Origin of the sequence: Neisseria sp. P0006.S009 (assembly GCF_051962915.1) — a bacterium.
Taxonomy (GTDB): domain Bacteria; phylum Pseudomonadota; class Gammaproteobacteria; order Burkholderiales; family Neisseriaceae; genus Neisseria; species Neisseria subflava_E.
Genome location: NZ_JBQCUV010000004.1, coordinates 247,775 through 260,919 on the forward strand (window position 1 = coordinate 247,775; position 13,145 = coordinate 260,919).

At 49.8% G+C, this 13,145-nt stretch carries 13 protein-coding genes; 7 read left to right on the forward strand and 6 right to left on the reverse strand.

Features of this window, described 5'->3' with window-relative positions; translation table 11 throughout:
* Positions 1 to 86: 86 nt before the first annotated feature.
* Together ACTHTK_RS08940 and ACTHTK_RS08945 are read right to left on the reverse strand one after the other, a co-directional pair.
* Positions 87 to 551 carry a low molecular weight protein-tyrosine-phosphatase gene (locus ACTHTK_RS08940; RefSeq protein ID WP_003685247.1) on the reverse strand — a complete coding sequence of 155 codons (465 nt, stop codon included), beginning with the start codon at positions 549 to 551 and terminating at the stop codon, positions 87 to 89.
* Between the two features lie 86 nt (positions 552 to 637).
* Complete coding sequence (locus ACTHTK_RS08945; protein WP_107723106.1) at positions 638 to 1,738, reverse strand: conjugal transfer protein; 1,101 nt, start codon at positions 1,736 to 1,738, stop codon at positions 638 to 640.
* 204 nt (positions 1,739 to 1,942) lie between these two features.
* Between ACTHTK_RS08945 and gloA the strand changes: the two genes are divergently transcribed.
* On the forward strand, positions 1,943 to 2,356 hold the full coding sequence (gene gloA / locus ACTHTK_RS08950) for a lactoylglutathione lyase (RefSeq protein WP_308881047.1): 414 nt from the start codon (positions 1,943 to 1,945) through the stop codon (positions 2,354 to 2,356).
* Positions 2,357 to 2,409: 53 nt separating this feature from the next.
* Here the strand turns inward: gloA and ACTHTK_RS08955 are convergent, their stop codons facing one another.
* Both ACTHTK_RS08955 and ACTHTK_RS08960 read right to left on the reverse strand, forming a co-directional pair.
* Positions 2,410 to 3,159, reverse strand: coding sequence for a lysophospholipid acyltransferase family protein (locus tag ACTHTK_RS08955; protein WP_049322297.1), 750 nt, complete (start codon positions 3,157 to 3,159; stop codon positions 2,410 to 2,412).
* 58 nt (positions 3,160 to 3,217) lie between these two features.
* Positions 3,218 to 3,973 carry a GNAT family N-acetyltransferase gene (locus ACTHTK_RS08960; RefSeq protein ID WP_070625413.1) on the reverse strand — a complete coding sequence of 252 codons (756 nt, stop codon included), beginning with the start codon at positions 3,971 to 3,973 and terminating at the stop codon, positions 3,218 to 3,220.
* Between the two features lie 177 nt (positions 3,974 to 4,150).
* Between ACTHTK_RS08960 and ACTHTK_RS08965 the strand changes: the two genes are divergently transcribed.
* From ACTHTK_RS08965 to ACTHTK_RS08975, 3 genes are all read left to right on the forward strand, one after another.
* Positions 4,151 to 5,083 carry an AEC family transporter gene (locus tag ACTHTK_RS08965; protein WP_107723108.1) on the forward strand — a complete coding sequence of 311 codons (933 nt, stop codon included), beginning with the start codon at positions 4,151 to 4,153 and terminating at the stop codon, positions 5,081 to 5,083.
* A gap of 182 nt (positions 5,084 to 5,265) precedes the next feature.
* Complete coding sequence (gene dnrN, locus ACTHTK_RS08970) at positions 5,266 to 5,739, forward strand: iron-sulfur cluster repair protein DnrN (protein WP_107697094.1); 474 nt, start codon at positions 5,266 to 5,268, stop codon at positions 5,737 to 5,739.
* 157 nt (positions 5,740 to 5,896) lie between these two features.
* Entirely contained in the window at positions 5,897 to 6,622 is a 726-nt protein-coding gene (locus ACTHTK_RS08975) for a hypothetical protein (protein WP_440378180.1), read from the forward strand.
* A gap of 41 nt (positions 6,623 to 6,663) precedes the next feature.
* Here ACTHTK_RS08975 and ACTHTK_RS08980 read toward each other — a convergent pair whose 3' ends face one another.
* A complete protein-coding gene (locus tag ACTHTK_RS08980) occupies positions 6,664 to 7,629 on the reverse strand; it encodes a tRNA dihydrouridine synthase (protein WP_440378181.1) in 966 nt (321 codons plus the stop codon).
* A gap of 83 nt (positions 7,630 to 7,712) precedes the next feature.
* On the opposite strand from ACTHTK_RS08980, the gene ACTHTK_RS08985 reads away from it, so the two are divergent.
* Both ACTHTK_RS08985 and ACTHTK_RS08990 read left to right on the forward strand, forming a co-directional pair.
* On the forward strand, positions 7,713 to 9,287 hold the full coding sequence (locus ACTHTK_RS08985; protein ID WP_440378182.1) for a glycosyltransferase family 2 protein: 1,575 nt from the start codon (positions 7,713 to 7,715) through the stop codon (positions 9,285 to 9,287).
* A gap of 224 nt (positions 9,288 to 9,511) precedes the next feature.
* On the forward strand, positions 9,512 to 10,840 hold the full coding sequence (locus ACTHTK_RS08990) for an anaerobic C4-dicarboxylate transporter family protein (protein ID WP_440378378.1): 1,329 nt from the start codon (positions 9,512 to 9,514) through the stop codon (positions 10,838 to 10,840).
* A gap of 69 nt (positions 10,841 to 10,909) precedes the next feature.
* Here ACTHTK_RS08990 and ACTHTK_RS08995 read toward each other — a convergent pair whose 3' ends face one another.
* A complete protein-coding gene (locus ACTHTK_RS08995) occupies positions 10,910 to 11,335 on the reverse strand; it encodes a DUF4124 domain-containing protein (protein ID WP_049333378.1) in 426 nt (141 codons plus the stop codon).
* A 189-nt stretch (positions 11,336 to 11,524) separates the two neighbouring features.
* Here ACTHTK_RS08995 and guaB point away from each other — a divergent pair, with 189 nt between their 5' ends.
* Positions 11,525 to 12,988, forward strand: coding sequence for an IMP dehydrogenase (guaB, locus tag ACTHTK_RS09000; protein WP_003678893.1), 1,464 nt, complete (start codon positions 11,525 to 11,527; stop codon positions 12,986 to 12,988).
* Positions 12,989 to 13,145 lie beyond the last annotated feature (157 nt).

Below are 13,145 nucleotides of genomic sequence, written 5' to 3' on the forward strand. Positions count from 1 at the left end.
ATAGATAAAGGCCGTCTGAACAGGTAATCACGAAAGCATGGCTTTTGAGATACCTGTTCAGACGGCCTTTTATTGTTCAAGCCGGTTTAAGCCTGTTTCAATTTTTCCAACAAGGCCAAACTGCCGGCATCGACCAGACGGTAGGTTTCGTCAAAGTCGCCTGTGTACCACGGATCGGGAACGTGGTTGTAACCTGAATCGGGGATAAGGTCGGTCAGTTTGAAGATTTTGCCGGGGTGGAAACCGAGCTGCTTTTCAGTTTCTCTGAGGTTGTTGTCGTCCATCACGATGATGTAGTCGAAATGCTCGGCATCGCTGGGTTTGATTTTGCTGCTGGTAAAGCCTGACGGGTCGATGCCGTGTTGCTTGAGCGCGCGGCGCGTGCCTTCGTGCATGTCTTCTCCGTCGTGCCAACCTGATGTGCCTGCGCTGGCAGTAATGACGGCATTGCCCATGCCTGCTTCGCGGGCGCGGTGGCGCAGGACGTATTCGGCCATGGGGGAGCGGCAGATGTTGCCGAGGCAGACGAAAAGGATTTTGTGGGTTTTCATATGCGTGAAAATGAGCGGTAAGGTTTGAAAATCAATGCAACACGCTAAACCGTTTTCAGACGGACTTGGCGTGTTGCATTTTCAATTTAGTTTACATTGCTGAAGAAAGGATTATGACCTTCCAGTTTCAACGCTTGGGCATAAGTAGGGATGTTCTCGTTTTCGCCCAATGGGTTGTGCAGCAGATAGAGGTGCTCGATTCGGCATTCTGCCATCAGGTCGAGGAAGTTTTGCTGAACGATGGCGATATTGTCGGTTGAAGCCAGCTCCCAAGTGAAGGTCTGTGGAACAATTTCAAACGCGCTGTCTGTCGCGTTGAAGCTGAACTGGAGCTTGCCGTCCGCTTTCGCTGCGGCAACAACGCCGACGCGCGGGCTTTGCATACGGATGGCGCGGATAGCGTTGGTGGCAAAAACGTCCATGGCCATGCGTTGGCGGGTGTGGCTGCCGTCGGTCAGTGCGTCAAGCGGCGTATTGGGCGAGAGCGGGTTGGTAAAGAGGGTAACGCCGTCGAGGGCGAGATGCTCTTGCCAAACCTGCATCAATGGCAGGCCTGCCTGTTGCAGGTTAAGGCCCAAGGCAGTCTGAATGTCTTTATTGCCGTAGCCCAGCGCGTAAACAACATGGACGGATTGACCTTCGGGCAGCGTCAATGGTTTGTATTCGAATTTTTGCAGGAATGCGCCTGCCGCTTCATCGTTTTGCTTGGCTTGGAACCATTCGCCCGGGGTAACGCTGCTCAAGTCGGTAGATTGGACGAGGTAAGGCAGCCATTGCGTGTTTTGCGTGAGGGCACGCAGGTTGGGGTAGTTTTGCAGGCAGGCGAAGAGGGCTTCGGTAGGCAGCGTGAGCGGCAGGGTTTGTTCTTTTTTGCAACCGGCGACCAAAACGACAGGCAGGGCAAACCATTGGGCTTCGTTATCGTTTTCTGCCTTCAGGACTTCGCCCACGCTTTGAATCAGGCTGGTGTAAGTGCCGACATCGGGCGCCATGGTCATCGCCAATGAAAGGTTGATGTAATGGTTTTGGCTGAGCATGGTGCGGATTTCGGTTTGCAGTTGGCCGGCCGAAAGCTTGCGTGATGCGGAGGAGGAGTTGTGCGCCAGCTGATAGGCATTGAGCAGAAGGTAGTTTTTGATAGGGCTCTGCGGATAAGGGCGGGTATCTGGAAGAACAAAGGTTTTCATGACAGTTTGAAGTGTTGTGTTGTAATTGTGGCGATTATAGCAATTTAGTCAGTCGGTGTGCTTGTTAATACATGAAATTCAAATGACGGCAGGGTGTGTGCTTCATTTTTATGCAGTTTCAGTGTCGGTATTTTGAGGCTGAAGAGGATGGTGCCCGATGTGTTATAATCCATGACCAAACATAATTCAGAAAGGAACAATATCATGCGCTTGCTTCATACTATGCTGCGTGTCGGCAATCTCGAACGCTCTTTGAATTTCTATCAAAACGTATTGAATATGCAACTGCTGCGCCGCCGCGATTATCCTGAAGGCCGTTTTACTTTGGCTTTTGTTGGTTATGGTGATGAGGCGGACCATACTGTTTTGGAACTGACCCACAACTGGGATACCGAGTCTTATGACTTGGGCAATGCTTACGGCCATATCGCGATTGAAGTCGATGATGCTTATGCGGCGTGTGAACGTGTCAAAGAGATGGGCGGCAAAGTGGTACGCGAAGCAGGCCCGATGAAACACGGCACGACTGTGATTGCGTTTGTTGAAGATCCGGATGGCTACAAAATTGAATTTATTCAAAAGAAAAGCGGTAGCGATTCGGTGCAATATTCATCTTAAGACATAAGATAATGGAAAAGGCCGTCTGAACATTCAGACGGCCTTTTGTTTGATCAGCCCAACTGTTTTTGCTTTTCGCTCAACAGGGCGTGTACGTGAAGCGCGGTAGCGTAGCGGTCTTCTCCCGCTTCAATCGGATCGAGGAAATGCAGCTCGACCGTGCTGGAAGGTTGGCTGATGACCATGCAGATGGATTGCCAGAGGCTGATGTCGCCGTAGTAGGCAGTGTGCGGATTGGGGCTGCTGCCGTCCGGATTCGGATAGCGGCAGAGTGCAGGAATAATCGGTACGCCTGCATCATAGGCCGTCTGAAAAAAGCTGGGTTTGAACGGCAGGATTTCACGGCCTTCGGTACTGGTGCCTTCGGGGAAAATGGTAACAGTATCGCCGTTTTTCAGTGCTTCGGTCACGCCTGCGATTTTGGCGGAGTTGCCTTTGATGCCGCGGTTGCGCGAGACGTAAACCGTTTGTGCCTGCGTGGCGAGATAACCGACCACCGGCCATTTGGCCACATCGTCTTTAGCCACGAAACGGCCGGGAAATGCGCCGTTGACCGCCATAATGTCTAACCATGAAATATGGTTGCTGATAAGCATTTGGCCGCGGCCTTCTTGCGGCGGCGTGCCGAAAGTTTGCAGTTTCATGCCGCAGGAAGCGAGCACGCGCAGCGACCATAATTGAATCGCGCGCAGTTTGCGTTTGCTGCTGTAAAAGGGAAACAGAAAAAACATTTCGGCCATGCCGTACAAAAGGCAGCCGGCAATGCAGAGAAGACGGAAGATAAAACGGATTTTGGCGGTCATTGTGTGTGTTTTTTTATAAAGATTAGGCAGGCCGTCTGAAGTTTCAGACGGCCTTTTATTATGAATCGGTTTTAGGGGCAAAACGCTGCAAGTAGCGGTCGGAAAGGTGGTTGATGTCCATCATGATCAGCACATCCGCGCAGTTGAATGCTTCATCGACGCAAGGCTCGCCGCAGAACCACGCGCCTGCTTTGAGATAGCCTTTGATCAGGGCAGGTACGGGCGGATTTTCAGACGGCGTGATGCTGTCCCATTTGAGCGGGTTGAGCGGTTTGACGCGCCATTGTTCCGGAGCGAGGTATTTGTCTTTCAAAGCATGATACAGACCGGCCGCATCGTTGCCGCCGTCGCGCATTTCGATACTGCCGCAACCAATCATAAAGCGCAGGTTTTCGTCTTTCATGAATTTGACCAAACCGGTCCACAACAGCATGACCAAACCGCCGTTGCGGTAGTCCGGGTGGGTACAGGCGCGGCCGAGTTCGACGGTTTGCGGCAGGATATCTTTTAAAGGCTCAAGGTCGAATTCATGCTCGCTGTACCAGCCGCCGACTTTTTTTGCGGTTTCTTCGGTAATCAGGCGGTAACAGCCGATTACCTCGCCGGTTGCATCGTCAAACGCGAGCAGGTGGTGGCAATGCTCATCATAAGGATCGACATCGCGGCCGTCATCGCTTTCGATTTCCGCCCCCAGTTCTTGGGCAAAAACCTGATAGCGCAATCTTTGGGCGGCTTCGATTTCAGCTTGGGTTTCTGCAAGGCGTACGCTCAGGCCGATTTTGGGGCCCGTTTGATTGAAACGGCTGGGGGACATGATGTTTCCTGTTTGAAGAAAATGGCTGATTATAGCGGATATACGGACAGATTTATATTGATTTGCTTTGCGGTAGGGCAAATTATGTCGGGTTGTTGGAAAAAGGCTTCAGGCCGTCTGAATTTGGCATGCCAAGCGGTAGAAGCGTAAAATCAATGTTTTTGCCGCTTTTTTATTATGGAAACCTCTTTCCTGCTTGCCGGAAAAATTACCGAGCTGACGTTGATTGTTTTGATGGGCGTGGCCTTGGTGAAGGCAGGGCTGTTGAAATCGGAAAACAGCTATACGCTCTCGGTCATCGCGCTTTACCTGATCAGCCCGTCCGTCATGATTCATGCTTTTCAGATGGACAATATGCCGCAGATTATCGAAGGGCTGAAGCTTTCCGTCATGCTGGCAGTGTTTTTCCATGTGGTGTTGATTGTTTTGGGCAGGTTGTTTAAACACTTGTTCAAACTCGATGCGCTCGAACACGCAGCGACGGTGTACAGCAATTCGGGCAACCTGATTATCCCTTTGGTAATGTCGGTCTTTGGGCCGGAATGGGTGATTTACACCAGCGGTTTTATCATGGTGCAGACGTTTTTGTTTTGGACGCATCTGCGCCTGTTGATTTGCGGTCGAGGCAATGTGGCTTGGAAAACCATTTTTACCAATATCAACATCTTATCCATGTTGGTCGGGCTGCTGATGTTTGCCTTTCAAATCAAGCTGCCTCATATTGTCGATAATACTTTGGCGACGGTGGGCAGTATGATTGGCCCAGTTGCCATGTTGGTGGCGGGCATGCTGCTGGCCTCTTTGCCGTTGCGTTCGATTGTGTGGACACCGAGGCTTTATCTCGTTGCTTTTTTAAGGTTGATTTTGATTCCGATATTATTGCTTTTTGCCGTCAAAGTCTGTGGTTTTGCCCATCATGATGCGCATGCGGATACGGTTGTTTTGATCAGCTTTTTGGCAACGACTTCGCCTGCCGCTTCGACAGTTACCCAAATGGCGGTTGTTTACGGCAAAAATGCCCAAAAAGCCAGCGCGATTTATGGGCTGACGACCTTACTTTGTGTGGTAACTATGCCGGTGATGATTGCGTTATATCGTTGGATTATTTAAGAAAAGGGTAGGCTGTCTGAAACGTTAGCCTTATGTTTCAGGCGGCCTGTTTGTTATTTTAAATTTGAAAATAACTTTTATTATCAATTAATTAAGCAATTAAAAAACTATACAAAGCCGTTTGCAGCGTGTATCCTTATGTCTAACATTCATCCAATATCAATCTTTAAAGGAACACAGCCATGACCGACTTTACCGTTTGGGAAACCGCACCTTTCAATTCCACCATTGACCATATTTTGCAGCGTTACCACAATGTCCACCGCGCCCAGTTTGAAGAGTTGGTTCCGCTGGCGCAAAAAGTGGCGCAGGTTCATGCCGACACTTTCCCTGCCGAAGTGCCTGATTTGTTGGCCTATATGCAAAACGAGCTGTTGATGCACATGATGAAAGAGGAACGCATGTTGTTCCCGATGATTAATCAGGGTGTGGGTCGCGGCGCAGCCATGCCCATCAGCGTGATGATGCATGAACACGAAGACCACGATCAGGCCATCGCGCGCTTGGAAGAATTGACCAATAATTTTGAGCTTCCCGAAGGCGCTTGCGGCAGCTGGACCCGTTTGTACACTTTGGCCAAAGAGATGGTGGACGATTTGAAAGACCATATCCATTTGGAAAATGAGATTTTGTTCCACCGCGTTTTGGCTTCTTAAAATTTGAGCTTAATCAAGGCCGTCTGAATGTTCAGACGGCCTGTTCTTTAATCCCTTGCTAAGTTAGTATAATAGTTCTAAAATTTTAATAAAGAAACAAAATTAGGTAGTAAAGGCACACATCCGTTCTTTTGTTTACTTGAGAAGGAGTTTATGAATGAAACATTCTAAAGTTTTACTATCGGGTATTCTGTTTGTTGCTCTGACTGCGTGCGCCCAAACGATGGACGGCAGCTGGAGCGCCCTGCAGGATACGAAAACAGGCGTGCAGTCGCGACCTTATTATGAATTTGGCAATGTACTTCAGAAGATTTCTTTTAAGAAAACCGGCAATCCGGAAAATGGTCTGAAAAAGCCTGTCTTGACTGTGTATCGTCAGGGCAAGCTGTTGGGCGAAGCATATAATTTGGAAGCCTCTCATGGCAGCCCCTTGTTGCCAACCCTGTTTCTGGTAAACGGCAAGTCATTAAATGTAAATGACGGCAACGATAGAAAACAATTGGCTTCTGCGAAGAGAATCGATTTTTACGATTTCGGCCACGGCCGTATCGGCCATGCAGTCTTTACCGCGCCTAACGGCATCTGTCAGGATATGAAACACGGCAAAGGCGTTTCCTACAAGCTGGTTACCAACTATGTTAATTTTCCGGATTATCCTTCGCCTGAAAATATCTTGATTATCACTGCGCAAGGCAAATATGAGCAAGACGGGTTTATATTGGATGCTACTGAGTCAAGAGTAACCAGTGCCAATAAAGAGTTTGCCAAAAAATATGGCGAAGCCCTGAAATCTAAGAATGGCGCAGAGACCAGGCATGTGAATATGGCCAATGCAGCCAGTGCGGAAAAAGGCAGACTGTTGGCTGATTATATCTGTCAGTAATCATATTAAAGGCCGTCTGAAATTCAGACGGCCTTTTTGAATCATGAATGCATCTCTTGCTCGAACGACAGCAGAATCTGTTTTACTTCATCCGCTTCTTTGACGGCACGGATACGGTCAAACAATATCTGCGCCTGTTCAAACTCTTTTTTCATCATGCCCAGCCATTGTTTCAAACGGGCAACCGGATATTTGTTGTTGGCCTCTTTGGCAAGGCATAAGTCGAAGAACTGGACTATCCATGAGGAAACTTCGGCAAAGTCAGTGTCTTTCACTGTTTCGCCGTTTTCATATTGCTTGATTTGCCGCGCCAAGTCTGGACGGATAACCGCGCCGCGCCCGAGCATCACGCTGTCGCAGCCGCTGACGGTTTTAATGTCGAGATAGTCTTGAAGGCTGAACACATCGCCGTTGGCGGTAACGGGAATACTGACTGCATCGCGGATTTTGCGCACCCATTCCCAATGAGCCGGAGGTTCGTAGCCTTCGACCTTGGTGCGCGCGTGGACGGTTAACGCGCATGCGCCGCCGTTTTCAATCGCGGAGGCGCATTCCAATGCCAGACTTTTGTCTTCATAACCGAGCCGCATCTTGGCAGTCAGCGGAATGTGTTGCGGCAGGCGTTGGCGCAGGGTGCGGACGATGTGGTAAATCAAGTCGGGCTCTTTGAGCAAGACCGCGCCGCCTTTGTGTTTGTTGACCGTCGGCGCGGGGCAGCCGAAGTTGAGGTCGATTTTGTCCGCACCGAAGCGCACGGCTTCCAAAGCATTGACGGCCATGTTTTCCGCATCGCTGCCCAAAAGCTGGACAGTACAGGGCGTGCCGGCCGGCGTGCGGTTGGCATAGGCGATTTCGGGAACATATTTAAGCCAAGTGGCGCGTGAGTGGACCGTGTGCGTAATGCGGACAAATTCGCTGACGCATTCGTCAAATCCGCCGATACGCGTCAACAGGTTGCGCATCACATCGTCCACCAGCCCCTGCATGGGGGCAAGAATAAGCTGCATGGGTCAGGCCGTCTGAAAAAAGGAGGACATATTGTAGCGGTATATCGGTTAAAATACAGCTTCCTTTTTCAGACGGCCTTTTTATGATGCACACAATTCCGGCAACCGCCGCCATGTTGGTAAAAAATTCAGAACGTTATCTTTCAGAAGTTTTGAGTGCGCTGAAAGACTTTGACGAAGTCCTGCTGTTGGACAACGGCTCAACCGACCGTACTTTTGAAATTGCCAAGGGTTTTTCCAATGTCAGCTATTACAAGCATGACTTTATCGGGTTTGGCCCGATGAAAAATCTGGCGGCCAGACTGGCGCAAAACGATTGGATTTTCAGCATAGACAGCGATGAAGTGGCGGATGAGGCATTAATCGAATCCATTCGTGCGGCCGTTTTGGAAAATGAGAAGGAACATATTTTTTCGCTTTCCCGTCTGAACCATTACCACGGCAGACTGATTAAAGGCTGCGGCTGGTTTCCGGATATTATTCCGCGCCTTTATCATCGCAGATTTACCCGTTTTTCTGACCGTCAGGTGCATGAGTCTTTGGTGTTGCCGCAGGAAGCCAAGGTTAAACAACTCGATGGCCGTCTGAAACATTATTCTTTTGAAAACGCCGAAGGGCTGATTCAAAAAATGCAGCAATACAGCTCGCTGTATGCGGAAGAAAACCGCTTCAAGAAAGACAGTTCGCCGTTTAAGGCTTTGCTGCATGGCGGCGTATCGTTTGTGAAAAATTACCTGCTCAAGCGCGGTTTTGCCTATGGGGCGGACGGGCTGACGATTTCAGTTTCCAATGCACAAGGTTCGTATTACAAATATGTCAAACTCTACGAGCGCAATCGCACGATAACCGTCTCCCTCATCATTACCACATACAACCGCCCCGATGCTTTGGAGCTGGTGTTGAAATCGGCTTTATCGCAAACCCGTCTGCCGGATGAGATTATTGTCGCGGATGACGGCTCAAGGCAGGAAACCGCCGAAGTGGTTGATTTTATCCGCCGCAGGACAAGTATTCCCGTTAAGCATTCATGGCAGCCGGATAGAGGCTTTCGTGCCGCCGAATCGCGCAACCGTGCGCTGGCGCAGGCGAAAAGCGATTATATTGTGTTGATTGACGGCGATATGATCTTGGATCCGTCTTTTATCGCCGATCATTTGAAGATTGCCCGCAAAGGCCGTCTGATACAGGGTTCTCGCGTGATTTTGACTGAGGATAAAACGCAGGATATTTTGGACGAAGGCGATTTGCCTGCTTTGTCTATGTTCAGCTCGGGGATAGAAAAACGGCTATCAGCCCTGCGCTGTCGTTGTTTGGCCAAATTGGCAGGCCGAAAAGGCAACCGCAAACACAAAGGTATCAAAACTTGCAATATGGGCTTTTTCCGCAGCGATGCGCTTGCCGTTAACGGGTTTGACAATAGCTTTGTCGGCTGGGGCAGGGAAGACAGCGAATTTGTCGCCCGTTGCTATCATAACGGGATGAAGCGCCATAATTTGAAATTTGCCGGCATTGCGTACCACCTTTGGCACAATGAGGCGGAACGCGATTCCTTGCCGCAAAACGATGCTTTGTTGGAGGCAACCTTGTCGGAACGCAAAATCCGCTGTGTCCATGGCGTATCGGATTTTATAAAGGATGAAGAAGTAGCCGGAAAATAGCCTTATCATTTCATCTGAATCATAGAGGCCGTCTGAAAATCTTCAGACGGCCTTTTTTGTGCTTTTGATGAGTCTATTGCTTAAATGAGAATATTATTTATTTGATGTAGATCAGTATGTATAATTAGGTAAAGTATGGTTAGGGAAGAGGGTTTACTCTATAATCCAACCGTTTGTAATTTTATTTCGGCGAAGGCCGGATTTTGGGAGTTGTGATGTCAACTATGTTTTTTATCCAGTTTGCCATTGTGCTGCTGTGTATCCTGATTGGTGCGCAGGTTGGCGGTATTGGTTTGGGCGTGCTCGGCGGTATCGGCTTGGCCGTATTGTCTTTTGGTTTCCATCTTCAGCCAACCAGCCCGCCGATTGATGTGATGCTGATGATTATGGCGGTAGTGTCTGCCGCGGCGGCCATGCAGGCCAGCGGCGGTTTGGACTATATGATTAAGATTGCCACGCGCGTGTTGCACCGCAATCCGAAATACATCACCTTTATCGCGCCGGCGGTAACTTACACCTTTACCGTGTTGGCAGGTACGGGCCATGTGGCTTACTCGGTCTTACCCGTGATTGCCGAGGTCAGCCGCCGCAATGGCATCCGTCCTTCCCGTCCGTTGACAATGGCGGTTATCGCTTCCCAATTCGCGATTGTCGCCAGCCCGATTGCCGCCGCCGTTGTTGCCTGCGTCTCCATGCTTGAGCCGCAACACATCACGATGGCGGACGTGTTGAAAGTCACCGTTCCGTCCACGATTTTGGGTATCGGTTTGGCTTGCGTGTTCGTAAACAAACTGGGCAAAGAGTTGAAAGACGATCCGCATTATCAGGCTTTGCTGAAAGACCCGAACTATGTGAAAGAATACATCGATGTGGAGGAACAACAAACTGATGTTGCCATTTCGCCGAAAGCCAAATTGTCGGTCGGTATTTTCTTGACTGCGGCATTGCTGGTGGTCGTGATGGGTGCGCTGCCTGAGTTGCGTCCGGCTTTTGAACACGATGGCGCGATCAAGCCTATGGGCATGGCGCATACGATTGAAATCGTGATGTTGTCTGCTTCTGCACTGATTATCTTGGCGTGTAAACCCAATGGCGATGCGATTACCCGAGGTTCGGTATTCCATGCCGGTATGCGTGCCGTGATTGCGGTATTTGGCGTGGCTTGGTTGGGCGATACCTTGATGAACGGCCACTTAACAGAAGTAGAATCGACCGTCAGCCATTTGGTTGAGTCTGCACCATGGACCTTTGCCTTTGCCCTGTTTGTCTTATCGGTATTGGTCAACAGTCAAGGCGCGACAGTGGCGACGTTGTTCCCAATCGCCATTAAACTGGGTATTCCTGCGCCCATCATTATCGGCACATTTGTTGCGGTAAACGGTTATTTCTTTATACCAAACTACGGTCCGATTATTGCCGCTATCGACTTCGATACAACCGGCTCGACCAAAATCGGCAAATTTATCTTCAACCACAGCTTCATGATTCCGGGCCTGTTGAGCATGGCATTCAGCTTAGCCATCGGTTTGTTGTTGGTTCAGCTGTATTATTGATAGGCTGAAAAATAAAGGCCGTCTGAAATTAAATTTCAGACGGCCTTTTTGATATTGTTATTCGAGAGCTTAATTGCAGTATTTATTGACGTCGTTTTGGTATTGTTTAATCAGGCTGTCACGATTGGCCAAGCGTGCACTTTCGGCGACTTGGCGGTTGATTTTGGCGATTTTGCAGTTTTCCAGCTTGTTTTGGCGGTTTTGTTCTTCGATTTTTTTATTGCGCTCTTCAATTTGTTTGTTTTGTTCCGCAACCTGTTCGTTGGGCTGCTCGGCAACCGGCTCAGATGCCGCAACAGCGGGTGCAACGGCAGGTTTGACGTTGTGCGTGCGGATGTTGACCACGCCGGAACGCTTCGGTTGCAGACGGTTTGGCGTATCGGAATAGCTGTTGCCCGACGTGCCTTTCCAAGTGTACACCTCGGCCGCGCCGGTCAGGGCGGCGGAAGAGAGAAGGGCTGCTGTCAGACAGGTTTTGAGTACGGAAGATTTCATGGGTTTCCCTTATGTAAATGATGTTCTCATGCAGCTTATTTTACTTGAAACTGCAATGCGTTGGCATATTTTTGTACGCTAAATCAAATCATGTAAAAAAATAACGTTAAAACATGTATTGCCAATGTTAGCATCAAGCCGGTGTGATATAATGCCGTGCATCTTGCACAAACTGAAAGACCGAGCATCATGCGTATTGTAGAAAAAGCCTATACTTTCGACGACGTTTTGTTGGTTCCAGCGCACTCAAACGTGCTGCCTCGAGATGTCAAACTTCAAACCAAACTCACCCGCGATATCACGCTCAACCTCCCTCTACTTTCTGCTGCAATGGATACCGTTACCGAAGCGCGTCTGGCCATTTCTATGGCTCAAGAAGGCGGCATCGGCATTATCCATAAAAACATGACGCCGGAGTTGCAAGCGCGTGCCGTTTCCAAAGTGAAGCGCCATGAGAGCGGCGTGGTGAAAGATCCCGTTACCGTTGCGCCGACCGCATTGATCCGCGAAGTCTTGGAAATGCGCGCACAACGCAAACGCAAAATGTCCGGTCTGCCTGTTGTGGAAAACGGCAAAGTGGTCGGTATCGTGACCAACCGCGACCTGCGTTTTGAAAACCGTGTCGATCTGCCGGTTTCTGCCATCATGACCCCTCGCGACCGTTTGGTTACCGTTCCTGAAGGTACCAGCATCGATGAAGCCCGCGAAATCATGCATGCGCACAAAGTTGAGCGCGTTTTGGTGTTGAACGACCAAGACGAACTCAAAGGTCTGATTACAGTTAAAGATATTCTGAAAACAACCGAATTCCCTAATGCCAACAAAGATGCCGAAGGCCGTCTGCGCGTTGGTGCCGCGGTGGGTACCGGCGGCGATACCGAAGAGCGCGTCAAAGCATTGGTAGAAGCAGGTGTGGACGTGATTGTGGTTGATACTGCCCACGGTCATAGCCAAGGCGTTATCGATCGCGTGCGCTGGGTAAAAGAAACCTACCCACACATCCAAGTCATCGGCGGCAACATCGCGACTGCTAAAGCCGCTTTGGATTTGGTGGCCGCAGGTGCGGATGCCGTTAAAGTCGGTATCGGCCCGGGCTCGATTTGTACGACCCGTATCGTGGCAGGCGTGGGCGTGCCTCAACTGACTGCGATTCACAATGTTTCCGAAGCACTGAAAGGTACAGGCGTTCCCCTGATTGCCGACGGCGGTATCCGCTTCTCCGGCGATATTGCCAAAGCTCTGGCAGCAGGTGCATACAGCGTCATGCTCGGCGGTATGTTTGCCGGTACGGAAGAAGCACCGGGCGAAATCGAACTCTACCAAGGCCGCTCTTACAAGTCTTACCGCGGCATGGGTTCGTTGGGTGCGATGAGCCAAGGTTCTGCCGACCGCTACTTCCAAGACAAAACCGACAGCACAGACAAATATGTTCCTGAAGGCATCGAAGGCCGCGTTCCTTACAAAGGCCCGATTGTGAACATCATCCACCAGCTGACCGGCGGTCTGCGCTCCAGCATGGGTTACTTGGGTTGTGCCAATATTGCTGAAATGCACGAGAAAGCAGAATTTGTGGAAATCACTTCTGCCGGTATGAGCGAATCCCACGTTCACGACGTACAAATCACTAAAGAAGCGCCTAACTACCATCGTTAACCCACTATAAAAAGGTCGTCTGAAAATATTTCAGACGGCCTTTCTGTTTTTATAAGGTTTTAAAAATGAAGCAAATATTGTTTGCCGCCGTTTAGCCTGGTGTTTCAGGTTGGGTATTTGCAGAATTTGCCGAATAATTGGGAAGACGAACGCTTCA